General features: G+C 69.5%; 26 protein-coding genes and 1 pseudogene. 11 read left to right on the forward strand and 16 right to left on the reverse strand.

Translation table 11 applies throughout. The features are described 5' to 3' along the window. Positions 1-64: 64 nt before the first annotated feature. From AB0M67_RS00150 to AB0M67_RS00165, 4 genes are all read left to right on the forward strand, one after another. Positions 65-1,615: a HAMP domain-containing sensor histidine kinase gene (locus AB0M67_RS00150; RefSeq protein ID WP_365741797.1), complete on the forward strand. Its 1,551-nt coding sequence runs from the start codon at positions 65-67 to the stop codon at positions 1,613-1,615. Beyond that, positions 1,612-2,286 carry a hypothetical protein gene (locus tag AB0M67_RS00155; protein WP_365740867.1) on the forward strand — a complete coding sequence of 225 codons (675 nt, stop codon included), beginning with the start codon at positions 1,612-1,614 and terminating at the stop codon, positions 2,284-2,286. Before AB0M67_RS00150 ends, AB0M67_RS00155 begins: the two co-directional genes overlap by 4 nt. 156 nt (positions 2,287-2,442) lie before the next feature. Further along, positions 2,443-2,997: a VanZ family protein gene (locus tag AB0M67_RS00160; RefSeq protein WP_365740869.1), complete on the forward strand. Its 555-nt coding sequence runs from the start codon at positions 2,443-2,445 to the stop codon at positions 2,995-2,997. A gap of 93 nt (positions 2,998-3,090) precedes the next feature. Beyond that, the gene (locus AB0M67_RS00165) at positions 3,091-3,291 is read left to right on the forward strand and encodes a PspC domain-containing protein (protein ID WP_365740871.1); all 201 of its coding nucleotides are present in this window, start codon (positions 3,091-3,093) and stop codon (positions 3,289-3,291) included. A gap of 88 nt (positions 3,292-3,379) precedes the next feature. On the opposite strand, the gene AB0M67_RS00170 is transcribed toward AB0M67_RS00165, so the two are convergent. Both AB0M67_RS00170 and AB0M67_RS00175 read right to left on the reverse strand, forming a co-directional pair. Next, positions 3,380-3,718 (reverse strand): ATP-binding protein, encoded by a 339-nt coding sequence (locus tag AB0M67_RS00170; RefSeq protein WP_365740872.1) that lies wholly within the window; start codon positions 3,716-3,718, stop codon positions 3,380-3,382. Between the two features lie 194 nt (positions 3,719-3,912). After that, positions 3,913-5,046, reverse strand: a complete 1,134-nt coding sequence (locus tag AB0M67_RS00175) for an adenosine deaminase (protein WP_365740874.1) — start codon at positions 5,044-5,046, stop codon at positions 3,913-3,915. A 190-nt stretch (positions 5,047-5,236) separates the two neighbouring features. Here AB0M67_RS00175 and AB0M67_RS00180 point away from each other — a divergent pair, with 190 nt between their 5' ends. Continuing rightward, the gene (locus AB0M67_RS00180) at positions 5,237-5,965 is read left to right on the forward strand and encodes an alpha/beta hydrolase (RefSeq protein ID WP_365741799.1); all 729 of its coding nucleotides are present in this window, start codon (positions 5,237-5,239) and stop codon (positions 5,963-5,965) included. A 28-nt stretch (positions 5,966-5,993) separates the two neighbouring features. Here the strand turns inward: AB0M67_RS00180 and AB0M67_RS00185 are convergent, their stop codons facing one another. After that, a complete protein-coding gene (locus tag AB0M67_RS00185; RefSeq protein ID WP_365740876.1) occupies positions 5,994-7,007 on the reverse strand; it encodes a LysR family transcriptional regulator in 1,014 nt (337 codons plus the stop codon). A gap of 62 nt (positions 7,008-7,069) precedes the next feature. On the opposite strand from AB0M67_RS00185, the gene AB0M67_RS00190 reads away from it, so the two are divergent. The 3 genes from AB0M67_RS00190 to AB0M67_RS00200 all read left to right on the forward strand — a co-directional run bounded on the left by AB0M67_RS00190 (position 7,070) and on the right by AB0M67_RS00200 (position 10,253). Then, positions 7,070-8,374, forward strand: a complete 1,305-nt coding sequence (locus AB0M67_RS00190; protein ID WP_365740878.1) for an MFS transporter — start codon at positions 7,070-7,072, stop codon at positions 8,372-8,374. A 110-nt stretch (positions 8,375-8,484) separates the two neighbouring features. After that, entirely contained in the window at positions 8,485-9,189 is a 705-nt protein-coding gene (locus AB0M67_RS00195; RefSeq protein ID WP_365740880.1) for a L,D-transpeptidase, read from the forward strand. Between the two features lie 80 nt (positions 9,190-9,269). Beyond that, positions 9,270-10,253, forward strand: a complete 984-nt coding sequence (locus tag AB0M67_RS00200) for a sigma-70 family RNA polymerase sigma factor (protein WP_365740882.1) — start codon at positions 9,270-9,272, stop codon at positions 10,251-10,253. A 93-nt stretch (positions 10,254-10,346) separates the two neighbouring features. On the opposite strand, the gene AB0M67_RS00205 is transcribed toward AB0M67_RS00200, so the two are convergent. The 11 genes and pseudogenes from AB0M67_RS00205 to AB0M67_RS00255 form a co-directional block, all read right to left on the reverse strand. Further along, positions 10,347-10,604 (reverse strand): hypothetical protein, encoded by a 258-nt coding sequence (locus AB0M67_RS00205; RefSeq protein ID WP_365740885.1) that lies wholly within the window; start codon positions 10,602-10,604, stop codon positions 10,347-10,349. 155 nt (positions 10,605-10,759) lie between these two features. Beyond that, positions 10,760-11,101 carry an STAS domain-containing protein gene (locus tag AB0M67_RS00210; RefSeq protein ID WP_365740887.1) on the reverse strand — a complete coding sequence of 114 codons (342 nt, stop codon included), beginning with the start codon at positions 11,099-11,101 and terminating at the stop codon, positions 10,760-10,762. 110 nt (positions 11,102-11,211) lie between these two features. After that, positions 11,212-11,796, reverse strand: coding sequence for a Uma2 family endonuclease (locus AB0M67_RS00215; RefSeq protein ID WP_365740889.1), 585 nt, complete (start codon positions 11,794-11,796; stop codon positions 11,212-11,214). Positions 11,797-11,891: 95 nt separating this feature from the next. Beyond that, positions 11,892-13,169, reverse strand: coding sequence for a thymidine phosphorylase (locus tag AB0M67_RS00220; protein WP_365740891.1), 1,278 nt, complete (start codon positions 13,167-13,169; stop codon positions 11,892-11,894). A 194-nt stretch (positions 13,170-13,363) separates the two neighbouring features. Beyond that, the gene (locus AB0M67_RS00225) at positions 13,364-13,768 is read right to left on the reverse strand and encodes a cytidine deaminase (RefSeq protein ID WP_030351616.1); all 405 of its coding nucleotides are present in this window, start codon (positions 13,766-13,768) and stop codon (positions 13,364-13,366) included. Then, on the reverse strand, positions 13,765-15,036 hold the full coding sequence (locus tag AB0M67_RS00230) for an ABC transporter permease (RefSeq protein WP_365740894.1): 1,272 nt from the start codon (positions 15,034-15,036) through the stop codon (positions 13,765-13,767). The genes AB0M67_RS00225 and AB0M67_RS00230 overlap by 4 nt, the downstream gene beginning before the upstream one ends. Beyond that, entirely contained in the window at positions 15,033-16,187 is a 1,155-nt protein-coding gene (locus AB0M67_RS00235) for an ABC transporter permease (RefSeq protein WP_365740896.1), read from the reverse strand. The genes AB0M67_RS00230 and AB0M67_RS00235 overlap by 4 nt, the downstream gene beginning before the upstream one ends. Further along, a complete protein-coding gene (locus AB0M67_RS00240; protein ID WP_365741801.1) occupies positions 16,184-17,836 on the reverse strand; it encodes an ABC transporter ATP-binding protein in 1,653 nt (550 codons plus the stop codon). Before AB0M67_RS00240 ends, AB0M67_RS00235 begins: the two co-directional genes overlap by 4 nt. A gap of 355 nt (positions 17,837-18,191) precedes the next feature. Then, complete coding sequence (locus tag AB0M67_RS00245; RefSeq protein WP_365740898.1) at positions 18,192-19,241, reverse strand: BMP family ABC transporter substrate-binding protein; 1,050 nt, start codon at positions 19,239-19,241, stop codon at positions 18,192-18,194. Between the two features lie 147 nt (positions 19,242-19,388). Beyond that, positions 19,389-20,618, reverse strand: a complete 1,230-nt coding sequence (locus AB0M67_RS00250; protein ID WP_365741803.1) for an amidohydrolase — start codon at positions 20,616-20,618, stop codon at positions 19,389-19,391. Between the two features lie 327 nt (positions 20,619-20,945). Beyond that, positions 20,946-21,050 (reverse strand): annotated as a pseudogene (locus AB0M67_RS00255) (ribbon-helix-helix protein, CopG family); the annotation flags it as partial. Positions 21,051-21,215: 165 nt separating this feature from the next. On the opposite strand from AB0M67_RS00255, the gene AB0M67_RS00260 reads away from it, so the two are divergent. The 3 genes from AB0M67_RS00260 to AB0M67_RS00270 all read left to right on the forward strand — a co-directional run bounded on the left by AB0M67_RS00260 (position 21,216) and on the right by AB0M67_RS00270 (position 24,568). Further along, positions 21,216-21,689: a hypothetical protein gene (locus tag AB0M67_RS00260; RefSeq protein ID WP_365740900.1), complete on the forward strand. Its 474-nt coding sequence runs from the start codon at positions 21,216-21,218 to the stop codon at positions 21,687-21,689. A 189-nt stretch (positions 21,690-21,878) separates the two neighbouring features. Continuing rightward, positions 21,879-24,005 carry a hypothetical protein gene (locus tag AB0M67_RS00265; RefSeq protein WP_365740902.1) on the forward strand — a complete coding sequence of 709 codons (2,127 nt, stop codon included), beginning with the start codon at positions 21,879-21,881 and terminating at the stop codon, positions 24,003-24,005. Continuing rightward, on the forward strand, positions 24,005-24,568 hold the full coding sequence (locus AB0M67_RS00270; protein ID WP_365740904.1) for a hypothetical protein: 564 nt from the start codon (positions 24,005-24,007) through the stop codon (positions 24,566-24,568). The genes AB0M67_RS00265 and AB0M67_RS00270 overlap by 1 nt, the downstream gene beginning before the upstream one ends. Positions 24,569-24,595: 27 nt before the next feature. Here AB0M67_RS00270 and AB0M67_RS00275 read toward each other — a convergent pair whose 3' ends face one another. Then, positions 24,596-24,967 carry a hypothetical protein gene (locus AB0M67_RS00275; RefSeq protein WP_365740906.1) on the reverse strand — a complete coding sequence of 124 codons (372 nt, stop codon included), beginning with the start codon at positions 24,965-24,967 and terminating at the stop codon, positions 24,596-24,598. A gap of 4 nt (positions 24,968-24,971) precedes the next feature. Next, positions 24,972-25,556 carry a hypothetical protein gene (locus tag AB0M67_RS00280; protein WP_365740908.1) on the reverse strand — a complete coding sequence of 195 codons (585 nt, stop codon included), beginning with the start codon at positions 25,554-25,556 and terminating at the stop codon, positions 24,972-24,974. Positions 25,557-25,645 lie beyond the last annotated feature (89 nt).

The following is a 25,645-nucleotide window of genomic DNA, read 5'->3' on the forward strand; positions in this document are numbered from 1 at the left end:
CGGCGCGCACCTCGCCGATGGCATCGACCCGTACCGGAACCCGCGCCGGCGTCCGCGCCGCGACCTGGCCGGCGCTGCCGGTGAGGCGGGCGCGGGCGCGGCGAAGAGGGCGGTGCTCGCGGGGCTGCGCTGGACCAGTCTGCGGTTGCGGCTCGTGGTCGTCTTCGCGGCCGTCGCGCTGACCGCCGCCGTCTCCGCCTCGGGCATCGCGTACTGGCTCAACCGCGAGGCCGTGCTGACCCGGACCCAGGACTCGGCCCTGGAGGACTTCCGGCAGGAGATGCAGAACCGCGCCGCGGAACTGCCCCTGCGGCCGAGCCAGTTCGAGTTGAAGAGCGCGGCCGAGCTGATGGCGGGCGAGAGTCCCGGTTACAGCGTGCTGCTCATAGGCACGCGCGACGGCGGAAAGCCGATCGTGGGCGTCTCCGATCCGGACGCCTTCACCATGGACGACGTACCGAAGTCCCTTCAGGACGCGGTGAACGACAAACAGAAGGTCACGTCCGGGAACAAGTACCCGTACCACGTCTTCTGGCAGCGCGTGGAGCGCGGCGGCACGCCCTATCTGGTCGCCGGTACGCGGATCATCGGCGGCGGGCCGACCGGGTACCTGTTCAAGTCGCTCCAGCAGGAACGTACCGATCTCAACTCGCTCGCCTGGTCCCTGGGGATCGCCACGGCGCTCGCGCTCGTCGGCTCCGCCCTGCTGGCGCACGCCGCGGCGACGACCGTGCTCAAGCCCGTGCAGCGGCTGGGCGAGGCGGCGCGGCAGCTCGGCGAGGGCAGGTTCGGCACCCGGCTGCGGGTGTCGGGCGGGGATGAACTGGCCGATCTCTCCCGTACGTTCAACAAGGCGGCGGAGTCGCTCCAGAAGAAGGTCGCGGACATGAGCGCGCGGGAGGAGTCCAGCCGCCGCTTCGTCGCCGATATGTCCCATGAGCTGCGCACCCCGCTGACCGCCCTGACCGCGGTGACGGAGGTGCTGGAGGAAGAGGCCGACAGCCTCGACCCGATGATCGCGCCCGCCGTGACGCTCGTGGTGAGCGAGACCCGCCGGCTCAATGTGCTGGTCGAGAATCTGATGGAGGTCACCCGCTTCGACGCGGGTACGGCCCGGCTCGTCCTGGACGATGTCGATGTCGCCGACCAGGTCACGGCCTGTATCGACGCTCGGGCCTGGCTGGACGCGGTCGATCTGGACGCCGAGCGCGGCATCATGGCACGGCTCGATCCGCGCCGACTCGATGTGATCCTGGCGAATCTGATCGGCAACGCGCTCAAGCACGGTGGCTCGCCGGTGCGGGTGGCGGTGCGTACGGAGGACGACTGGCTGGTCATCGAGGTACGGGACCACGGCCCCGGTATCCCCGAGGACGTCCTGCCGCATGTCTTCGACCGCTTCTACAAGGCGAGCGCGTCCCGGCCGCGCTCCGAGGGCAGCGGGCTCGGGCTGTCGATCGCGATGGAGAACGCGCATATCCACGGCGGTGACATCACCGCGGCCAATGTGCCGGACGGCGGCGCGATGTTCGTACTGCGGCTGCCCCGGGACGGCGCGGAGGCCGCGGGGCGTGACACCGATCAGGATCCGGAAGAGGAAGGCGACACCCCGTGACGCGCTGGAGGGGGACGACGGGGAGCGGCACGAGGCGCCCGCGGCGGCCAGGTGCGGCGGCGTGGGGGCGGCTCGCGGGCGTGCTCGTACTCACCGCGCTCGCCGCGGGATGCGGCATCAGGACCACGTCGGTACCGGTGGACGCCGGACCCGCGCCCTCCCGGAAGCCGTGCGAGGTCTCCGGGAAGGACGTCATCACCCAGGCGCGGCCCGGCGTTCCCGTGCGGATCTATCTGGCCTGCTCCTCCGGGCTCGCGTCGGTGGAGCGCACGGCACAGATCCAGCAGGGCAAGGGTCCCGACGACCGGGTCCGGATCGCGCAGGGGCTGCTCGACGAGTTGCAGGCCCAGCCGTCCGCCGATGAGCGGGAGGCGGGGTTCAGCACGGCCGTACGGGGACCGCTGGTGATCTCGGCCTCGCGGGGCGGCGACCCCGTCGGCACACTGCGGCTCAGCCGCCAGCCGGAGGATCTGCCCGCGACGGCGCTGGCCCAGATCGTCTGTACGTTCGCGGAGAGCGAGGCGACGGACGGACAGGTCGTCCTCGGCGGGCCCGGTGACTATCCGCCGCGCGTCTACGGCTGCACACCCGCGACGAAGGCCCAGCCGGACGGGCCGGTGCCGACGCTCGGCCCGGTCTCGGCGTCGTCCGCCGCCGCCTCCGGCCGGTAAGCCCCGGGGCCCGGACGCGGCCCCGGGCGGGCCGGCCGGGTGATACCCGTCTCATGAACCCCTTCTTCCACGGCCGGCGGAACCGATCCCGCCGGCCGCCGCGTCTTGGGGAACGTGCGTCAAGGTCCTGGCGGCAGTGCCGTCATCCGCTTCCGTATGGCGGGGTTCGTTCTTCTCCTGCTGCATCTGCTGCTGGTGGGATGGGTGACGCTCCGCCCGTTGGACGTCATGTGGGTGAACGCCGCCAATCTGACGCCCTTCGCGGGTATCAAGGCCGATCTGGCGCTGGGGCCCGTCCAGGCCGCCCGGCGCATCGGCGAGGGGCTTCTGCTGCTGGCCCCGCTCGGTGTGCTGCTCCCGATGGTCGACGGCCGGCTCTTCGTCGCCGGGTGGGCCTCCATGGCCCGTACGGTCACGGCCGGCGCGATGATCTCGCTCGGCATCGAACTGCTCCAGACCGGGGTGCCCGGCCGGGTGGTCGATGTGGACTCGCTGCTGCTCAATACGGCCGGGGTGGCCCTGGCCCATCTCGCGGTGGTTCCGGCGGGCCGGGCCAGGCTGCGCCGCGCGCGCCGTACCCGTACGGTCCCCCACCGGGTCCCCCGCGGGTCGTACCCGGGCAGCCGTGAGAATGAGTCCGACACCCTCACACGGGATGAGGCGCTTCAGGGCACGACCCCGACGATTCCCAGGGTCGGCATCGCTCCGTAGAGCGACGCTCTGCCCCACGCTCCCGGCGCACCATGGAGACATCGGGGAGCACGACGAGAGAGGCTCCCGGACAGTCTCACGAAGGAGCCCATCATGGCCGGTTTGGTCCGCCCTCGACACGGACGGATGCTCGGTGGAGTGTGCGCGGCGCTGGCCCGGCGCTTCGGTACCTCCACGAACACGATGCGGGTGATCTTCGTCGCCTCGTGTCTGCTGCCGGGCCCGCAGTTCCTGCTCTACGTGGCGCTGTGGCTGCTGCTGCCGGCCGAGAAGACCGCCACGGCCGCCTGGTAGCCGCCGGGCCGACAGGTACCCGTACGCGTAACGGTGGGGCGTACACCCGGGGTCCGGGTGTACGCCCCACCGCTGTGTGCGCTCGTGCTCAGCCGCCGAGCGGGAGCCCGTTGACGGGGAGCCCCTTGCCCAGGCCGTTCACCGGCAGCCCGCCGACCAGCTGCTGGACGGGGCCGGCCTCCTTCACCGCGTCGGTGGCGTACGGCATGGTCTGCTGGATGGTGCCGAGCGCCAGCCCGGTCGCCGCCAGCGCGCTGGGGAGGGGCTGGGGGAGCTGGCCGACAAGGTCGCCCACCGGCAGCGTCTTGGTGACGAGGTCCCCCGGTGCGGCGGGCGCGGGCGCGGCGGTGGCGCTGCCCGCGGCGGTGGCGGCGAAGGCGGCTCCGAGGGCGACGGTGCCGAGCGTCTTGATGGCGGACTGCTTCATCTGGGATTTCGTCCTTGCGGGAGGGGAGGGGGAAGAGATGGGGAAGGGAATCGGGAAACCAGAAAACGGGGGAATGCGAGCGGTTTTCCAACCTAGCCAGCCGCGCGCATGGCCCGCAAATACCCGAGAGCGGCCGGGATTCCGTGTTCCCGGCCGCTTCCCCATTCCGGCGATCACCCCGCCGTCCGTAAGAACTAGCTGGTCACAGCGGTCTGCTTGAACAGCCATTCGGATTTGAGCTCGGCGTATCCGGGCTTGATCACTTCATTGATCATGGCCAGTCGTTCATCGAAAGGAATGAATGCTGATTTCATCGCATTGACCGTGAACCACTGCATGTCGTCGAGTGTGTAGTCGAAGGCGTCGACCAGCAGCTCGAATTCCCGGCTCATGCTCGTGCCGCTCATCAGCCGGTTGTCGGTGTTGACCGTGGCCCTGAAGTGCAGCTTGCGGAGCAGCCCGATGGGGTGTTCGGCGATCGAGGCGGCGGCGCCCGTCTGGAGGTTGGAGCTGGGGCACAGCTCCAGCGGAACGCGCTTGTCGCGTACGTACGCCGCGAGCCGGCCCAGCGCCACCGAGCCGTCCTCGGCGACCTCGATGTCGTCGATGATGCGCACGCCGTGGCCGAGCCGGTCGGCGCCGCACCACTGGAGCGCCTGCCAGATCGAGGGCAGCCCGAAGGCCTCGCCCGCGTGGATGGTGAAGTGGTTGTTCTCGCGCTTCAGATACTCGAAGGCGTCGAGGTGGCGGGTGGGCGGGAAGCCCGCCTCGGCGCCCGCGATGTCGAAGCCGACAACACCCGAGTCGCGGTAGCGGTTGGCGAGTTCGGCGATCTCCAGGGCGCGGGCCGCGTGCCGCATGGCGGTGAGCAGGGCGCCGACGCGGATGCGGTGGCCGTCGGCCTGGGCACGCCGCTCACCTTCGCGGAAGCCGTCGTTGACGGCCTCCACGACCTCTTCGAGGGTGAGTCCGCGCTCCAGGTGCTGCTCGGGCGCGTACCGCACCTCGGCGTAGACGACACCGTCCCGCGCCAGGTCCTCGGCGCACTCCGCGGCGACCCGGAAGAGCGCGTCACGGGTCTGCATGACGGCGCAGGTGTGGGCGAAGGTCTCCAGGTAGCGTTCCAGCGAACCGGAGTCGGCGGCCTCGCGGAACCAGAGGCCGAGTTTGTCGGACTCCTGCTCGGGCAGGCTCTCGTAGCCGACCTCACGGGCGAGATCGATGATCGTGCCGGGACGGAGTCCGCCGTCCAGGTGGTCATGGAGAAGGGCCTTGGGGGCGCGGCGGATCTGGTCGGCACTGGGCGGACGGTAGGTCTGGCTCGTCATCTCCGCACTCTAACGCCTACGCGCGTAGAGCACGGGGGGTCGATATGTAACAGTGACCGGGCGGACGGGTGGAGTACACCTCTCCTTCTGAGACTGTTCTGCTATGGGACAGCAAGCGGTTCCCGGGCCGGGGGGACGTACGGCAGGCCGGGACGGTTCGGCACGCGGTCGCGCGGAACCGCGGGCACGGTTGGGGCGGGCGTTCGGCGCATCTGCCGCGGGGACCGCGGTGGGGGGCGTGATCCTGGTGCTTCCCGAGGGCGAGCCCGTCTCCGCGCGCCGCCCCTCCCCCGTCGCGTACGCGCGCATGGTGCCTCTGCTGCGCCATCTCGCCAGGGCGGGGGCCGCCGAGGGGCTGGTCGCGCATGTGGTGCACTACGGCGAGCGCGGCTGGAACGGCGCGCGGGCCGGGCTGGCGGCGGACGCCGAGTGGGCGGCGGACGAGGTCGTACGGCGCTACGGCGATGTGCCGGTGTGTCTGGCGGGACACGGGATGGGCGGCCGGGCCGCGCTGCACGCGGCGGGCCACCGCGCCGTCAACTCCGTACTGGCGATGGCCCCTTGGCTGCCGGAGGACGACCGGGCCGCCGAACCTGAGCCGGTACGGCAACTGACGGGGCGTCAGGTCCTGATCATGCATGGCACCACCGACGCGCGCACCGACCCCGAACTCTCCTACCGGCTGGCCGAGCGCGCCAAGAAGGTCAACCGCGACACCTGCCGCTTCGAGATCCACTCCGACGGCCACGCGCTGCGCCAGCACCACGGCGAAGTCCTCGCGCTGGCCGCGGACTTCGTCCTGGGCGCGCTGCTGCCGCGTGCGTACTCCCGGCCGGTCGCGGACGCGCTGGCCGCGCCGCCGCCGCTGGGGCTGCGGATGCCACTGGCGGCGGGGTTCGGACGGTCGCTGCGGCGGTGAGCCCTTTCCGTCCGGCCCCCGCTTCCCCTCAGTCCGGGAGCAGTTGGCCGCGACGGGAGAGCAGGAAGCGCTTGAAGGCCGCCACGGGCGGGGTGTCGGGGTGTCCGTCCAGCCAGGCGACGCCGATCTCGCGGGCCGCGCGGGGCGCCGTGACGGTCAGCTCGACCACCCCGGGTCGGGCCACGGCGGGCGGCGGCAGCAGGGCGACGCCCAGGCCCGCGGCCACCAGGCCGCGCAGCGTCTCCGCCTCCTCGCCCTCGAACGCGACGCGCGGCCTGAAACCCGCCTCGGCGCACAGATCGTCGGTGATCCGGCGCAGCCCGTACCCCGGTTCGAGAGTGACGAACGTTTCGTCGGCGGCCTCGGCGAGACGTACGCGCCGGCGTCCGGCCAGCCGGTGGTCATCGGGCACGACCAGCCGCAGCCGCTGTTCGTCCAGTCTGCGGGCGACCAGATCGGGGGCGTCCGGCACGGGTGAGGTGAGACAGAGGTCCAGCTCGCCCGCGCGCAGCCGCTCCAGCATCGCCTCGCCGTAGTTCTGGACGAGTTGGAACCGTACCCGCGGGTGGTCGGCGCGGAAGGCCCTGATCAGTGCGGGTACGGTCTCCGAGCCCATGGTGTGCAGAAAGCCGAAGGCGACCTTGCCGGACGCCGGGTCGGCGTCGGCGCGTACGGACTCGGCGGCCCGCTCGACCTCCGCGAGGGCCCGTTCGACCGAGGTGAGGAACGTACGGCCGGCGGGCGTGAGGGAGACCGTACGGCCCTTGCGGGCGAACAGGGCGACGCCCAGGTCCCGTTCGAGCCTGACCATCGCCCGGGAGAGCGTGGACTGCGGGACGGCCATGTCCTGGGCGGCGCGGGTCACATGCTCATGGCGGGCCACCCCCGCGAAGTGGGCGAGCCGGGGCGCGAGGACCGCGGACCAGGAGTCGGGGTCCAGGCCGGCCACGGGCGCCGTGCGATCCACGGGACCGGTGTGATCCATGTCGTGTTCGTAACTGTTCCGTGACAGCCGCGGCCGTGAGCTGGGTTCATGCACCATGGGAACGATTATCGCCTTTCCATGCATTGGACGCATGAAGCTGCGGTGCCTACTTTCGAAGCATGCCTTCTGTCAGTACCGAGGCACCCGCCACCGCGGGTGCCTCCGCCGCGCCGTCCCCCGCCGCCACCGATTCGCTGCTCTCCCCCGGCCGCCCCGGCTACCGCCGGATGAGCTTCGCGCTCTTCGCCGCCGGAGTCGCGACCTTCGCACTCCTCTACTCCACCCAGGCCCTGCTGCCCGCCATCTCCGCCGGTCTCGGTGTGACGGCGAGCCAGGCCAGTTGGACGGTCTCCGCCGCGACGGGCGCGCTCGCGCTGTTCGTACTGCCGCTGAGCGCCCTGTCCGAGCGGTTCGGCCGGCGGGCAGTGATGACGGTCTCGCTGGCGGTCGCGGTGATCGTGGGGCTGCTGGTGCCGTTCGCACCGAACGTGGAGTGGCTGGTGGCGCTGCGCGCCGTCCAGGGCGCGGCGCTGGCCGGTCTGCCCGCCTCGGCGATGGCGTTCCTGGCGGAGGAGGTACGGCCGAAGGCGCTGGTCGCCGCGATCGGGCTGTTCGTCGCGGGCAACAGCGTCGGCGGGATGAGCGGCCGGATCCTCACCGGCTGGGTCGCCCAGCTGTGGGGCTGGCGGGCGGCGCTCGGCGCGGTCGGGCTGCTCGCGGTGGTGTGCGCGGTGGTGTTCCGCGCCCTGCTCCCGAAGGCGCGGAACTTCACCTCGCGGTCGCTGAGTCCGCGCGCGCTGGCGAAGACCGTGGGCGGGCATCTGGCCGATCCGCTGCTGCGCCGGCTGTACGCGATAGGCGCGCTCTTCATGACGGTGTTCGGCGCGGTCTACACCGTGATCGGCTACCGGCTGGTGGAGGCGCCGTTCCATCTCCCGCAGGGCGTCATCGGCTCGATCTTCCTGGTCTATCTGGTCGGTACGGCCTCCTCGGCGGCGGCCGGCCGGCTGGTCGAGCGGCTGGGCCGGCGCGGCGCGCTCTATCTGGCGGTGGGCACGACGGCGGCGGGTCTGCTGCTGTCGCTGGCGGACTCGCTGACCGCCGTACTGCTCGGACTGGTCCTGATCACGGCGGGCTTCTTCGCGGGCCACGCGGTCGCCTCGTCGTCGGTGAGCCGTACGGCGAAGACGGGCCGCGCGCAGGCGTCGGCGCTCTATCAGTCCGCGTACTACCTGGGCAGCAGCGCGGGCGGCACGCTGGGCGCGATCGCGTTCCACGCGGGCGGCTGGGCGGCGGCGGTGGCGCTGGGTCTGCTGGCGGTGCTCGGTGTCGTCTCGATCACGCTGTACGGATCGCACGCGGCGCGCGTGGAGCGGCGGCGGTCGCTCGCCGGGACGCGGGCCCGGGCACTCGCCACCGACTGAGTCGCGCCATTCCGTCCCCTCCGCGCAACTAAGCCCTCGTTTCACCCGTCTAGCCCACAGAACGCGCCTTCCGAGTGGCGCGGCCGAGGGACAGAGGGGGACGGAACGGGATGAGACATGCGGAGATAACCCGTAACGGGGCCGTGGCGGCGGGGGTTGCCGCGCTGGTGGTCCCACTGACCGTGGTGCTGGGCGGCGCCACACCCGCGCAGGCGGCGTCGTGCACCACCAGCACGGGCCCGTACCAGAAGCAGGTCGAGAAGTTCCTGGGACGGCCGGTGGACGGAAAGCAGTCGGCCACGGACTGCAAGGCCACCCGCGCCTTCCAGTCGAAGCACGGCATCACGCCGACCATCGGCTACGCCGGGCCCATCACCTGGGGCGTGATGGATGTGATGAACAAGCAGAAGGCCGCGGGCAAGACACCCAACAAGGCGGGCAAGTGCCCGACCAACAAGGGCCGTATCGCCTGCGTCGACCTCTCACGCCAGCTGAGCTGGATCCAGGACGGCAAGAAACTGGTGTACGGACCGGTGCCGGTGCGTACCGGGCGTGACCGCTACGAGACCAGGACCGGGCTCAAGAAGATCTACTGGCGGAACAAGAACCACGTCTCCACCATCTACGACGTGCCCATGCCCTACAGCCAGTTCTTCGACGGCGGGCAGGCCTTCCACCAGGCGAACCTGAGCATGTGGAACCCGCCCGGCTCGCACGGCTGCGTGAACATGACCAAGACGGACGCCGCGAAGTACTGGTCGCTGCTGAAGAACGGCGACGATGTCTACGTTTACGGCCGTAAGCCCGGAACCTGAGCGGATTGTCAGTGCCCTGCGGTAGCTTCCGTGAGACCGGTCTCACAGACTGGTCTCAAGGGGGCGACTGGGGTGACACGATGAGTGATCTTGCAACTGCACAGGACCTGGATTCCCGGCTGGAGAAGCACCGTACGGAGCTGACCGGCTACTGCTACCGGATGCTGGGATCGGCCTTCGAGGCCGAGGACGCCGTACAGGACACGATGGTGCGCGCGTGGAAGAGCTTCGAGAAGTTCGAGGGCCGCTCCTCGCTGCGGTCATGGCTCTACCGCATCGCGACGAACGTATGCCTGGACATGCTCAACGCGGGCAACCGCCGGGCCCGGCCGATGGATCTGTCGGGCCCGACGCCGGTGGCCCAGGCGCGGCTCACCTCGCTTCCCGAGAACGTCTGGCTGGAGCCGGTGCCGGACGGCCGGGTGCTGCCCTCGGTGGCCGACCCGGCCGAGACGGCGGTGTCGCGGGAGACGATCCGGCTGGCGTTCGTCGCCGCGCTCCAGCATCTGCCGCCGAAGCAGCGGGCCGTGCTGATCCTGCGCGAGGTGCTGGCGTGGAAGGCGAGCGAGGTCGCCGAGCTGCTGGAGACGACGGTCGCCTCCGTCAACAGCGCGCTCCAGCGGGCGCGCGCGACGATCGCCGAGTCGGAGCCGGCCGCGACGGATACGGCGGATCCGCTCGACGAGGAGCAGAAGGCGCTGCTTGAGCGGTATGTGGCGGCCTTCGAGGGCTACGACATGAAGGCGCTGACCGCGCTGCTCCATGACGACGCGAAGTTCACCATGCCGCCGTACGACCTGTGGCTCCAGGGCCACGACGACATCACCGGCTTCATGCTCACGATCGGCGCGGGCTGCCGGGGCTCGCGGCTCCTGCCGACGCTGGCCAACGGCACCCCTGCCTTCGCGCACTACAAGCCGGCGGAGTCGGGGGACGGCTTCACCCCGTGGGCGCTCCAGGTGATCGAGATCGAGGACGGCAAGATCGCCACGATGCACTGCTTCCTGGACACGGAGCGGTGGTTCCCGATGTTCGGTCTGCCGGCGGGGCTGGGGAAGGCGTAGGAGACGGCGTACGAGTGGCGCGCCGACGCGGGAGGGGACCGCGTCGGCGGGCCCGCCGCCTCGGGCTGTCGGCGCCGGGCTATCGGCCCCCGGCTATCGGCCCCGGACGCCGTCCTCGCGCGCGTCCGCCCACCAGCCGTTCTGGCAGACCCGGCCCTGGGGGTCGGTGGCTCCCTCGGCGTAGTCCCCGAAGCCGTCGATCTCACCGTTCGGGCCCTGGCCCCCGGCGTGGTAGTAGTAACGGCATTTCTGCGCAGCGGAGTTGGGCGCGGCCTGGGCCGTGGGAACGACGGCGAGGGCGGCACCGGCCGTGCAGACGACGACCGCCACGGCACGCGTGAACACTCGCATGTCGAGCACCTTTCCTTCATGGGGCACGTGGCCCGCGCCCCGGGATGATGCCCTTCCCGCCACCGGGCCCCTCCCCACGGACCGCAGCGCGAACCACCTGATCGACCGGTGCGCCGCGTATCTAGGGCCGGACGGGCCCTGGGGCCTTTGCCCTCCTAAACCACCATGCCGCCCAGACCCACGAGATCCAGCAGCAGCCGCAACTCCCGCCCGGCGTCCCGCAACCGGACCCGGCAGCCCCGTCTGCGGGCGTCGAGCTGGAGCCTGGCGAGCACCTCGACCACCGCCAGATTCGGCCGGTCGAGACCGCCGACCTCGCAGATCACCTCCGTCGCGACGAAGCCGTCCGGCCGCGCGGCCAGCTCCCCGTCCAGCCGCTCGTACAACTCCTCGTAGAACCGGGGCACATCGGCCGGCGTGAGGTGGCCGGCGACAACGAGAACGATCGGTTTCGTGGCATCCACACTGGGGAGACCGGTCCGGCGGCCGGAACTCATCGCAGCGCTCCGGGCACGGCCCGCGCACTGACCGGCCCCGGCACGGTCGTCTTCGACGACATGCGGGATCTGCCGGGACTGCTGGCGGGGCGGTCGGTGAACTGATTCCGTCAGCCGACGGAAAACGTGCTCGTGTCGATGGTCAGGTCGAAGGGGTCGGGCAGAGTGATCTCTTCGCCGAACTTCACGGCATGAAGGACTCGGTACACATCCCCTTTGGGTTCGCCGTAGAGGGTGACTGTGGGGCCGCCTGGGGCCCACCTGTCGATCAGCAGATAGAGCGGGATGCCTGCTTGGGCGTAGTTCGCGACCTTGGTGATGCGGTCGTGACTCGCGTTTGACTTCGAGGTGACCTCTACGACCAACTCGGCTCCGGCTGCGGGGATGTAGTTGCCGGATTCACTCAGAACATCCTCGGGCGCCACAAGCAGGTCCGGAATGTACAGCCCCAGACGCGAGGGGATGGCGATGGCCTGGGTCTGGTAGATGTTCCATTCCTCGGGAATCACGTTGTACAGACGCCGCTGGACCTTGCCCGCGATGCTGTTGTGGTAATTGGCGGGCGCTGGTGACAAGGTGATGAGCCCCTCAATGATCTCCACCTTGTAGCCCTCGGGCGCGTCCGTCTGCTCCCAGGCACGGACGAGGTCGTCCCAGCCCTGGTGGGGCTCATGGTCGACAGTGAGTGCGGTCATGGCGGTCTCCATCCGTTTCACCAGCAATCCCAGCATGCCGAACGGGACCGGTGGCCGTCCACCGATCCCGTTCACCCCTCCGGGGAAGCTACAGGTCAGGCGATACGTTCCCGCACCACCGGCGTCGCCTTGAACTCCGTGTCCGGCGCCTCGATGTCGTACGCGCCCGCCAGCGCGTCCAGCGCGTAGTCGAACTTCTCCGGGGTGTCCGTGTGCAGCGTCAGCAGCGGCTGGCCCGCCGTGACCGGGGTGCCCGGCTTGGCGTGGAGTTCGATGCCCGCGCCCGCCTGGACCGGGTCCTCCTTGCGGGCGCGGCCCGCGCCCAGGCGCCAGGCCGCGACGCCCACTCCGTACGCGTCCAGGCGGGTCAGGACGCCGGTGGTGGGGGCCACCACGACATGGGTCTCGCGGGCCACCGGGAGCGCCGCGTCCGGGTCGCCGCCCTGCGCGGCGATCATGCGGCGCCAGACGTCCATCGCCGAGCCGTCGGCCAGTGCCTTCGCCGGGTCCGCGTCCTTCAGGCCCGCCGCGTCGAGCATCTCGCGCGCGAGGGCGAGGGTCAGTTCGACGACATCGGCCGGGCCGCCGCCCGCCAGGACCTCGACGGACTCGCGTACTTCCAGGGCGTTGCCCGCGGTGAGGCCGAGCGGGGTGTCCATGTCGGTGAGCAGCGCGACGGTCCGTACGCCGTGGTCCGTGCCCAGGCCCACCATGGTGGAGGCGAGTTCACGGGCGTCCTCGATCGTCTTCATGAAGGCGCCTGAGCCGACCTTGACGTCCAGGACCAGCGAGCCGGTGCCCTCGGCGATCTTCTTGGACATGATCGAGGAGGCGATCAGCGGGATGGCCTCGACGGTGCCGGTCACATCGCGCAGCGCGTACAGCTTCTTGTCGGCGGGGGCCAGTCCGTCGCCCGCCGCGCAGATGACGGCGCCGGTGGTGTCCAGGACGTTCAGCATCTCGGCGTTGGAGAGCAGCGCCCGCCAGCCGGGGATGGACTCCAACTTGTCGAGCGTGCCGCCGGTGTGGCCGAGGCCCCGGCCGCTGAGCTGCGGTACGGCGGCGCCGCACGCGGCGACCAGCGGAGCCAGCGGCAGCGTGATCTTGTCGCCCACACCGCCCGTGGAGTGCTTGTCGGCCGTGGGGCGCGACAGCGCGGAGAAGTCCATGCGCTCACCGGAGGCGATCATGGCCGCGGTCCAGCGCGCGATCTCCGTACGGTTCATGCCGTTGAGCAGGATCGCCATCGCCAGCGCCGACATCTGCTCGTCGGCGACCTCGCCCCGGGTATAGGCGTCGATCACCCAGTCGATCTGCTCCGGGCTCAGCTCGCCCCGGTCCCGCTTGGTGCGGATGACGGAGATGACGTCCATGGTGATCCTTTCGATGACTGCCGTACGTGGGCGAGAGTATCCCGGAGACCTCTACGCGCATAGATCCGAGGGGGGCGAGGGAGGCCGAGGGGTTGTACGGCCCCTCCGCCGCCGGGTCGGTCGCGGCGGCGGAGGGGCCGGGTTCAGGAGGGGCGTACGCCCCAAGGGCCGGACGTACGCCCCAGGGGCCGTGGTCAGTTCAGATGCCCCGGGCCGAACGCCTGCGGCAGCATCTCGGCCATCGTGCGGAAGCCGTCCGGGGTCTCCAGCACCAGCTCCGGGCCACCGAACTCGTACAGCAGCTGGCGGCAGCGCCCGCACGGCACCAGCACCTCGCCCGAGCCGTCGACGCAGGTGAAGTGGGTGAGCCGGCCGCCGCCGCTCAGCTGGAGCGCCGAGACCAGACCGCATTCGGCGCACAGCCCGATGCCGTACGAGGCGTTCTCGACATTGCAGCCGGTGATCGTACGGCCGTCGTCCACCAGGGCCGCGACCCCGACGGGATACTTCGAGTACGGGGCGTACGCGTGCGTCATGGCGGCACGCGCGGAGGCCCGCAGCGCCTCCCAGTCCACCGCCGGTCCGGCCGGTGCGGTCATTTTCCTTGCCCCTTCCGGTACGGCATCCCGTCCGCCTTGGGCATCCTGAGCCGTTGCGCGGAGAGCGCGAGGACCAGCAGCGTCGTGACGTACGGGGCGGCGTCCACGAACTGGCTCGGCACCTGGTCGGTCAGCCCGTACCAGGCGAAGAGCAGCGCCGAGACGGCCGCCGAGATCACCGCGGAGACGTACTTCTTCTTGTACAGCTGCCACGCTACGACCAGGACGAGCAGGATCGCGAGAAGCAGCAGCATGGCGTGGACGTTCTCGGCGCCGCCGCGCAGCTTGAGGCTGTCGGTGAAGCCGAAGAGCCCGGCGCCCAGGGCCATACCGCCCGGCATCCAGTTGCCGAAGATCATCGCGGCGAGACCGATATAGCCGCGGCCACCGGTCTGGCCCTCCTGGTAGATGCCGGTGGCGACGATCGCGAGGAAGGCGCCGGCGAGCCCGGCGAGCCCGCCGGAGACGGTGACGGCGATGTACTTGTACTTGTAGACGTTGACGCCCAGCGACTCCGCGGCGACCGGGTTCTCACCGCAGGAGCGCAGCCGCAGGCCGAACGCCGTACGCCACAGCACCCACCAGGTGCCGGGGATCAGCAGCAGCGCGACGACGGTGAGCAGCGACAGATTGGTCACCAGACCGCCGACGACGCCCGCGATGTCCGAGACCAGGAACCAGTGTCTGGCCTGGAGGTCCTGCATCCAGTCGGCGAGCCCCGGGACGGTGATCTCGGTGATGGAGTCGATGCGCGGGGACTGCTTGGAGGAGCCGCCGTCGACCCCGTCGAAGGCGAAGTTGGAGAGATAGCGGGTGGCGCCGACGGCGAGGATGTTGATGGCCACACCGGAGACGATGTGGTTCACACCGAAGGTGACGGTGACGACGGCGTGCAGCAGACCGCCGAGGCAGCCGCCGAGTATGCCGAACAGGACGCCGGCCCACGGGCCCCACTGGAAGCCGGCCCAGGCGCCGAACCAGGTGCCGAGGATCATCATGCCTTCGAGGCCGATGTTGACGACGCCCGCGCGCTCGGCCCACAGTCCGCCGAGTCCGGCCAGCCCGATAGGGATGGCGAGTTCGAGGGCGCCGGCGACCTGACCGACGGAGGTGATGTCATCGGCGCCGCTGATCAGCCGTACGAGCGAGACGAGGGCCAGCGCCCCCGCGACGATCAGCAGGATGACGGGCAGGGAGAGTGTGCGGCGGCCACCGCCCTTCTTGGGGGCGGCGCTGGTGGCTGAGACGGTGCTCGTGCTCGTACTCACAGCGCGGCCCCCTCCTTCTCGGACTCGGTCTTCTCGTTCTTGGGGTGGGCCTCGGTCGTGAGGGCTCCTCCGGCGGCGAGTTCCGCGCCGACCTTCTGCTGCTGGCGGCGGATTCCGTAGCGGCGGACCAGCTCGTAGCTGACGACGACCGAGATCACGATCAGGCCCTGCATGATCGTGGCGATCTCCTTCTCGTACCCGTACTGGTCGAGAGAGGCGGACGCCTTGTCCAGGAAGGCGATGAGCAGGGCGCTGAAGGCGATGCCGAGCGGGTTGTTCCGGCCGAGCAGGGCGATGGTGATGCCGGTGAAGCCGATGCCGGTCGGGAAGTCGAGGCTGTAGGTGTGGGTGTCGCCGAGGAGCGTCGGCATCCCGGCGAGGCCGGCGACCGCGCCCGAGATCAGCATCGAGGTGAGGATCATCTTCTTGGCGTCGACGCCGGAGGCCTGGGCGGCGGTCTCGCTGGCGCCGGTGGCGCGCAGGTCGAAGCCGAAGCGGGTACGGCCGAGGACGAACCAGTAGATGAGGCCGCAGGCGGCGGCGACAAAGGTGAAGCCGTAGATCTCGCCGGCCTCGGCGCCCATGGAGAGGCCGGGGAACCAGCCGGACTCCGGGATGTCACCGGTGGTCAGGTTGTTGGAGCCGGCCGGCTGGACGCCGAAGTTCTTGGGCAGGATCAGCCAGGCGACCAGGCTGGTGGCGATCGAGTTGAGCATGATCGTGGAGACGACCTCGCTCACCCCGCGGGTGGTCTTCAGGATGCCGGCGATGCCGGACCAGAAGGCGCCGACCAGCATCGCGACGATCACGATCAGCGCGATCTGGAACGGGCCCGGCAGATCGACGCTGGCGCCGACGAGCGCCGCCATCATCGCGGCGAGCCGGTACTGCCCGTCGACACCGATGTTGAAGAGGTTCATCCGGAAGCCGACGGCGACCGCGAGCGCGGCCAGATAGTACGTGCCGGCCTGGTTGACGATCAGCACCTGGACATCGACGTACGAGGCGGACTCGAACATGATGCGGTACGGCTCGAAGGGGTCGCTGCCCGAGACGAGCAGCACCACGGTGGTGAGGACAATGGCGACGACCAGCGCGAGCACCGGGCCCGCGAAGCCCAGGATCAGCCGGTCCTTGTCGAACTTCTTCATCGCGCTTCGTCCTCCGGGGGTGCCGCTGCGGCCTGTGGCTGTGGTGCCTCTGCCGTGGGCTCGGCTCGCGCCGCCGGCTCGGGGTCTGCCTCCAGATGACCGGTGGCGGCGCCGGTCATGGCCGAGCCCAGTTCCTCCGGAGTGATGGTGGCGGGGTCCGCGTCGGCGACGAGCCGGCCGCGGTACATCACCCGCAGGGTGTCGGAGAGCCCGATCAGCTCGTCCAGGTCCGCGGAGACCAGCAGGACGGCCAGCCCCTCACGGCGGGCCTCCCGGATCTGGTCCCAGATCTGCGCCTGCGCGCCGACGTCCACACCACGGGTCGGGTGGGCGGCGATCAGCAGCTTCGGCTGGTGGCTCATCTCGCGGCCGACGATCAGCTTCTGCTGGTTGCCGCCGGAGAGCGAGGCCGCGGTGACCTCGATACCGGGTGTACGGACGTCGTACTCGCGCACGATCCGGGTGGTGTCGGCGCGGGCGGCCTTCAGATCGAGCAGTCCGCCGCGGCTGTTGGGCCGCTCGGTGACATGGCCGAGGATGCGGTTCTCCCAGAGCGGGGCCTCCAGCAGCAGGCCATGCCGGTGCCGGTCCTCGGGGATGTAGCCGATGCCGTCCTCGCGGCGCTTGCGGGTGGGCGCGTGCGAGATGTCGGCGTTGTCGAGGGTGATCACCCCGCCGTCGGGGTCGCGCAGCCCCATCAGCGCCTCGATCAGCTCGGTCTGGCCGTTGCCCTCGACGCCCGCGATGCCCAGGACCTCGCCCTGGTGGATGGTGAAGGTGATTCCGTCGAGCACCTCGCGTACCGCGCCGTCGGGGTCGGTCGCGGTCAGCCGCAGCCCGTTCACCGTGAGCGTCGGTATGTCCGTCACCGTCGACTCGCGGGTCTCCGGCGAGGGCAGCTCGCTGCCGACCATCAGCTCGGCGAGCTGCTTGGTGGTGGTGTGCGCGGGGTCGGCGGTGCCCACGGTCGTACCACGGCGTATGACGGTGATGTCGTCGGCGACCGACAGCACCTCGCCCAGCTTGTGCGAGATGAAGATGACGGTCAGGCCCTCGGCCTTGAGCTCGCGCAGATTGTCGAAGAGCGCCTCGACCTCCTGCGGCACCAGCACGGCGGTGGGCTCGTCCAGGATGAGGATGCGGGCACCGCGGTAGAGGACCTTGAGGATCTCCACGCGCTGGCGGTCGGCGACCCCGAGGTCCTCGACGAGCGCGTCGGGACGTACGCCGAGGCCGTACGCGTCCGAGATCTCCTTGATCTTCTTGCGCGCCTTCGCGCCGATGCCGTACAGGCTCTCGCCGCCGAGGACGACGTTCTCCAGGACGGTGAAGTTGTCGGCCAGCATGAAGTGCTGGTGCACCATGCCGATGCCGCGCGCGATGGCGTCGGCGGGGCTGTTGAACGCGGCGTCCGCGCCGTCGACGGTGATGGTGCCCTCGTCCGGCTTCTGCATGCCGTAGAGGATCTTCATCAGGGTCGACTTGCCCGCGCCGTTCTCACCGACCAGGGCGTGGACCGTGCCCTTGCGGATGGTGATGTCGATGTCGTGGTTGGCGACAACGCCGGGGAATCTCTTGGTGATACCGCGCAGTTCGACTGCGGGGGGACTGCTGGAAGGACCGCTGGGCGGGCTGCTGGACGCGTTGATGACGCACTCTCCTTGGCGGGAAAGGAGTGAAGGCGGGGGTGAGTGGCAGGCGGGGGTGAAGTTATCGCGCCGGAGGGTCGTCTACACGCGTAGCGCTGCCGAATCGTAAGGCGGGGGGTGCCGGGCCGGTCGGGGGGTGACCGGGCGGTGACCGGGGGTTCGTACGACGGCCGGTGCGCCGGGGCGTACGCCGGTTCATCCATATCGGGCCGGTCCTGCCGGTCCTGGCCGGGGGACCTGGCCGGTCCTGGCGGGATCCGGCCGGTCCTGGCGGGTGCGCCCGGGGCCCGGGGCGACGGCGTACACCGTCGCCCCGGGCCCGCGGGAGATACCACCGCGCGACCGGACAGAGCCGTTACGGCGTGGTCTTGACGGTGATCTTGCCGTCCACGATGTCCTTCTTCGCCTTCTCCACCGCGGCGACCACATCGGTCAGCTTGGTGTAGGCCGGGTTGGAGTCGGCCAGGCCGACGCCGTCCTTGTCCAGGCCGTAGCGGATCTCACCGGTCTGCGGCGTCCCGTCCTGGACGGACTTGATCAGGTTGTAGACCGAGTCGGCGACATCCTTGGTGACCGAGGTCAGGATCTGGTCCTTGTAGGCGGCCAGGCCCTTCTGGCTGTACTGGTCGGAGTCGACGCCGATGGCCCACTTGCCGGCCTGAGCGGTGGCCTCGATCGAGCCGGAGCCGGCGAGACCGGCGGCGGCGTAGACCACGTCGGCCTTCTTGTCGAGCTGTCCCTGCGCGGCGGCCTTGCCCAGGTCGGGCTTGGAGAAGCCGTCGAAGTTCGGGGGCTGGGTCAGGTACTGCGAGAGGACCTTGACCGCCGGGTCGGTGTCCGCGACGCCCTGCGCGAAGCCGGCCTCGAACTTCTTGATCAGCGGGGTCTCGACACCGCCGATGAAGCCGACCGTCTTGGACTTGGTGACCTTGGCGGCGGCGACGCCGGCGAGGTACGAGCCCTGCTCCTCGTTGAAGACCATGTTGGCGATGTTCTTCCCGGTCACCGAGGAGTCGTCGATGATCCCGAAGGTGGTCTTCGGGAACTTCGGCGCGACCTTCTTGATGGCGGGCGCGTACGCGAAGCCGACACCGATCACGGGGTTGTTGCCGGAGCGGGCCAGCTCGGTCAGGCGCTGGACCTTGTCGGCGTCCGACTCACCCTCGGAGGGCTCGGCGGCGCTGCCCTTTATCTTCAGGTCGGTCTCGGCCTTGGACAGACCGGCGTAGGCGGCGTCGTTGAACGACTGGTCACCGCGGCCACCGATGTCGTACGCGATGGCGGCGCCGGCTTCCTTGGAGTCGGAACCGGCGTCCGACGACGACTTGTTGCCACACGCGGTGGCGGTGAGCGCGAGTGCCGCTGACGCGACACCCACGGTGGCGATCCTGGTGATCCGGCGCAAGGGAGGCTCCTTCAACCTGACCGAAGCGCCTCGGCTGGCGCTGGTTTCGCGGCGATCGTAACGCGCGTAGATGTCAGATAAAGACCTGTACGGAAGCTGTTATCGGATCGTCGCGAACGGAGTGCGAGCCGGAGGTGTCATGGCCGCCTACAAACGGTTTCCGTCGATCAACGCGGCGGCCGTGAAAAGCTCCACGCCGACCTGGATCGCCTGCTCGTCGACGTCGAAATCGCCACGGTGCAGGTCATACCGCGCCTGGCTGCCCGGCGTGCGTACGCCGAGCCGCGCCATCGCGCCGGGCACCTGCTCCAGATACCAGGAGAAGTCCTCCCCGCCGAGGCTCTGTTCGGTGTCCTCGATCGCATACGAACCGCGGCGGGCGGTCTGCGCGGCGCGCAGCAGCTCCGTGACGACCGGATCGTTGACGACCGGCGGCACGCCCCGGATGTACTCGATCTGCGACTTGGCGTGATGCAGCGCGGCGATCTCGTCGATCGCGGCGTGCACCAGGTCAGGGGCGTCGCGCCAGGCGGGCAGGTCCAGGCAGCGGACGGTGCCGGAGAGCTCGGCGTGCTGCGGGATGACATTGCAGGCGTGGCCGGACGCGATACGTCCCCAGGTGACGGAGAGCCCGGAGCGGGCGTCGACCCGGCGGGCGAGCAGCGCCGGAACCTCGGTGGCCACCTTGGCGGCGGCGGTGACCATGTCGGTGGTGAGGTGGGGGCGCGCGGTGTGACCGCCGGGACCGTCGAGGCTGATCTCCAGCCGGTCGCAGGCGGAGGTGATCGGGCCTGGCCGCAGTCCGATCAGCCCGGCGTCGACCTTGGGGTCGCAGTGCACGGCGACGATGCCGCCGACGCCGTCGAGCACCCCGGACTCGATGGCGTCGGCGGCGCCGCCGGGCAGCACTTCCTCGGCGGGCTGGAAGATCAGCCGTACGGCGTTGGGCAACTGTCCCCGCCGGTCGAGCTCGGCGAGAACCAGCCCGGCGCCGAGCACGGCGGCGGTGTGGACGTCGTGCCCGCAGGCGTGCGCCCGGTCGGGCACGGTGGAGCGGTACGGGACCCCCGTCTTGGTGTCAGGGATGGGCAGTGCGTCGATGTCGGCGCGCAGGGCCAGCATGGGACGGGCGGGGTCCGGCGTCCCGATGTCGCACATGAGTCCGGTGCCGGTCTTGAGCACCCGCGGCACGAGCCCCGCCCGCTCCAGCCGGTGCTTGAGCGCGGCGGTGGTACGGAACTCCTGGTTGCCCAGCTCGGGATGCATATGCATGTCCCGGCGGAAAGCGATCAGCTCGGTACGGAGTGTTTCGGGCAACGTGCCGGGGAGTGCGGCTTCCGCCGGCGCGGGCAGGTCTGGCTCGGACTCGCAGGACATCAACTGGCTCACCTGTTGAAGAGTAGGCCCCTTTAGTGATCAACCAGCCCTGGATCAAGAAAATTTCAGCCACACAGGCCAAGAAACCGGGTTCGGGCGTGCATGAGGTACGGACCAAGCGGGTATACCGCGCCATCCTCGCGGTCCGCGCGGCGTCTGGCGGGCGGCGAGCGGCCGGCGACCGGCGACCACCCGAAGACCGCCGGAGGCCGTCACTGATGGTCTGAGGTCCTCGGGCAGATCCGGAAGTGGGTATACCGGCCACCGAGCGGCCGGACGGTCCGGAAGTCGCGGAGGTCCCGGGTCAGGATGGCGTCCGTGTCGTACTCGACGGACTATCTCGGCCTCGGACACGCCCAAGCGGGCCGCGGCCTCCTTGATCAGTGCGAGGTCACTGTCGTCGGCGTAGACATTGGTGCGCTTCAGGGACATGACCCCATGGTGCAGGTCATGTACCACCGCGATCTTTGCGCGAGATGCGCCCTCGGCGCGAACGCCGGCGGAGACGCCGACAACCCTTGCAACTGGCCCTTTACGATAGCTAAGTTGATCCGGAATGCTCAGACCGAGGGCACATTCGGGGGAAGGAGCCCGCAGATGCCGTGGGACGAGTGGGAGCAGCTGAAATCGGACGCTGCCGGGAGGCAAGCCACCGGGATGCGGCTCAATCAGCTACCGGGAGGGCCCGGGAGCGGGGGCGGGGACGATCTGGTGGTCCAGCAGGACGATCTGGGCGCCGTGGGCCATGAAGCCTTCGTCCTCCACCGCGACCTGGGCAAGCAGGCGGACATCGCCGGAGCGGGCGCGGACAAGAGCGGCTCGGGGTCCAGCATGCAGGCCGCAGCCTCCCTCAAGACCCACAACTTCACCCTCGGGTCCGCCCTGGAGACGACGGTGTCGACCTGGACCAGCCAGCTGAAGTCGCTGCTCCAGGCGTGCGCCCACATCTCCAACCACCTGGACTACACCAAGGCGTCGCACGCCAAGGACGACATCGCCATCGAGGCATCGATCCGCAGCCGCGACGGCTCCACCCTGCCCGTGTCACGGCTCGATGAGTACTTCAAGTAGGGAAGAAGGAAGACAGCGGTGGCCAGTCTCACCTTCATGGATGTCGCCGAGGTCGACCTCGGCAAGCTCGGATCAGCCGTCTCGGACTGGAAGACAGCCGTCGGCAACCTCAAGACGCTTGAGGGAAACGCCAAGTCCGGTCTGCTCGCGAAGTCGGACTCCGCCCGCTGGGCCGGCGTCAACGCGACCGTGACCCGGGACTTCGTCGGAAAGACGGTGAAGGAGTTCACCGACGCCCACGCGCAGGCCGAGACCATCTGGAAGCTCCTCGACGACGCCCATTCGGAACTCCTCAAGATCCAGAAGAGCATGAAGACCGCCGTCGAGGTGGACGCCCCCGCGATGGGGGTCAGGATCGAGGACATCGGCGGCGGGGCGGTCCGGTGGTTCTTCCCACATGTCCGTGGTGACACCGACGAGCGGACGCAGGAACAGCGCGACGCGGCGCAGGCGCTGGCCGACCGGATCGCCGGCCTGATCGCGCACGCCACGGAGATCGACGGCTCGGTGACCCGGGCTCTCGGCAAGACCCATGGCGGCGACGCCTACAACTTCGGCCACTCGAACTACACGTCCCTGGACGACGCCCAGGTGGAGCGGCAGTTGGAGCTCGCGGCGCTGGGGCCGAAGATGACCGACGCGCAGCTGGCCGAGTTCAACTCGCACATGAAGTACAACGCCAAGGACCCCGATTTCACCACGGCGTTCTACCAGGGGCTGGGTGGTCCGGAAAAGACCCTTGAGTTCTACGGCCGCATGTCGATCGACGGCACCGGCGGGGACGACAAGGCGCGCCTGGCTCTCACCCAGGAGCTTCAGCGCACCATGGGCACCGCACTGGCCACCGCCACCGACCCCGACAACAAACCCCACCTGCCGGCGAGCTGGGGCGCGGAGTTCCGGAAACTCGGCACGCAGCCCATCGAGCTCGAACCGGGGGCGATGAACTCCCCCTACGGTTACCAGGTGCTCGGCGGACTCCTCCGCTACGGCAACTACGACCCGGAGTTCCTCAACCCCATCGCCGAGCATGTCACTCAGCTGCATCGCGACGATCCGACCCGGTTCATGCTCAACGCGCCGATGGGCAGCGATGACATCTACGGCTTCAACCCGTCCGGGAAGCTGGGCTCCGGGAACGACCCGTTGAACAGCGTCCTTGAGGCGCTGGGGCACAGCCCGGAAGCGTCGGAGAAGTTCTTCACGGATACGCCGACCAAGTACAACGAGGACGGCACGGTCGACAAGAACAACTCGGCCGGCTTCTCCTCGTACCTGGACGAATTCACCAAGGAAGACTTCAAGTGGAACATTGACACGAACGCCGCCAACGTAATGGCGGACGAGGAAAACACCGCGGATGCCCTGAACGACGGCCCGAACGCGCTGGGGCACGCGCTGGAGGCGGCCACGACGGGGCGTCCGTACGACAGCGACGACACCGCGGACGCCATTAAGCACACGCCGGAACGGGCGCAGCTCACGCATGACATTGTCGAGAAGTTCGGCACGAACCCCGAACTCATCCGGCACAATGAGAACGGGGACGTGGACGTCGAAACCGGCCCCCTCTACGCGTTGCGGGACAGTCTGGGAGACATCACCGCCGAGTACATGGGCGATTTTCAGCGCACCATGTACGAAGAAGACAGTTCCAGCGAGATGTTCCCCACTTTCGGCACCGGCGCGGACCTCACTCCGGGCACGGCTCAGCGCTTCCTGGCCGAAGTGGGCCAGGATCCCGATGCCTATGCGTCCATCACCACTGCTCAGCAGGCGTACTCCTCCAGCGTGGTCGACCACGTCATCAACGGCGAGAACACCTCGCAAACGTCTTTGGACGGACGTGTACGGGATGCCGTAGCTCCCGGTGCGGCGATGGCGGGGATCATGAGTGAGGCCCGCGCGAATGCGATCCTCGAATACCACACGGCATCCGATGAGGACTTCAACAAATCGGCCGAAGACAAGCAGAAGTGGGTCGACCGGATCATCGGAATGGGGATCGACAACACTGCTGGAAGAGTACCGATCGCCGGAGACGTTGTCGGATGGATATCCGAAGACATCCAGTCGAGCGTGATGGAGAGCATTCAGCAGGACACGACCAACGAAGCGGAACGAGAAGCGAGCGATGATTACAGCAAGGGTCGTTCCCAGGCGATCCGGTCTGCTGAGGACGCTGTCAATCGGGCTCTGATGGAACGTCCGGACATCAACTACGACACGCACGAGGCGCTACAGCGTGCCGCACGTACTGCGGCGGGCATCAGCCACAGCGATGGGGCGAAATGGGAAGCCGCAGGAAACAAGTGATGATGAAGAAGGGTTGCCTCGCCACCGTTGCCGCCGGTCTGGCCTTCGTACTCTCCGGCTGCAGCGGTGGGGGGTCGGACGGCGGCACGGTGGGATACAGCATCCCGAAGTCGCTCTGCGGCGTAGCCGTCGACCCCAAGCTGCTTGAGCCTTTCCTTCCGGCCGGGAAACAGCTCGCCGTCAAGGAGGATGAGCCGGTTGCGGATGCCATCACTACGTGCGAGTTGTCGATTGACGACGCGGTCGTGGTCAGCATTGAGCGGGAGCGACGTGAGCCCGGCGCTTCGCCGAGGGACATCGCGGTCAATCAACTGAACGTGGGCAACCCGGAGGAGAGTTCGACCGGGGGGTATGTCTATTCAGACAGGATCGCTGTATCCGTCGTCCACTGCGACAGTCCCGGAGCGGTGGCGGAGGACCTGTCGTCGGTCGTCAAGGTCCTCAAGCCGGGCATCGCCGGCAAGAGCGCCATGAAGAGCTTCATCGCTTCGTACACAACGGCGTACGAGAAGCAGCAGCCGTGCCGGGACGAGAACGGCTCACCCGCCCCCACCGCACCGTAGGAGGCGGGTACCGGCTCGGCCCGGGTGTCACTCAGGGAGCGGCTCGGGCGGAAAGCCGCCCGGGAATTCGCCGCCACCGCTCCCGCCGTCACCGCTCCCGGCGTCTCCCCCGCCTCCGTCAGGAGCGGGCGCGGCGTTGCTGACCGGTGTGGTGGAGTCGGAGACGGGGTTGCCGTTGGCGTCGGCCATGTGACCCTGCTGGTCGAAGACCTGGGTGGCCCTGTCGATCGTCTGGTTTCCGTCGGCGTCCTGTTGCCGCGTCTCGTGTCTGAGGGCGGTCACGAAGCCGCTGGGATCCCGGTGAACGTAGTCCGTCTGGGCCTGTCCGTCGGATTGGCTCACGGTCTTCTCTATCGAGCTGCCGTCGACCTGCCGTGTGACCGTCGTCTGGCTTCCCATGGCGTCACGTCCAGGTGGTGCGGGCGAAGTTGACGAGTCCCGTCAGGGCGTTTCCGCCCGCCGAGATGTTGTTGTCCTCGCTTCCGATGCCGAGAGGGCCGCTGACCTGCTCGAACCCGCTGACGGTGCCCACCGCGTACGGGCCGTCGCTCCAGGTACCGAAGAACGCCCCGCCCGAGTCGCCGGGCGTCTCGTCAGCGTGGTGCTCCAGTTCCTGCGCGTCCCCGTCCTCGTCGTCGTCGATGACATGGATCGAGGACTGGAAGCTCGGCCGTTCGCCGTTGTCCACATCGCCCGGGTAACCGACCGAGGTCCAGTAGGCGCCGCCCCTCCAACTGTCGTCGAAGGGCCTCGCGCCCATGCCGCCCAGCCAGTCTCCGAGCGGGTCCGCGAGCCGCAGCACGGCCATGTCGTGCGCCGTCACGTCCTGGCCGGCGTATCCGTGGGCGGCGGTCGCCCACGACTGGCCGCCCGCGCCGGCGCTGGAGTTGCCGTCGAAGTAGCCCGTGACGAACTGGATGGATGCGTTCGGCGCGCCCCACGGAACCGCGTGGGCGGCGGTCGGTACGGCACGCTTGCCGACAAGCACCGCGGGCGGTGCCCGACGCGTCCCAGTTGGGGGAGCCGCACGGTGGCCAGGCCTTCCCTGACCTCGTCCGGGGCCTTCTCCTCGGCGGC

Origin of the sequence: Streptomyces sp. NPDC051662 (assembly GCF_040681655.1) — a bacterium.
In the GTDB taxonomy this organism is placed as follows: domain Bacteria; phylum Actinomycetota; class Actinomycetes; order Streptomycetales; family Streptomycetaceae; genus Streptomyces.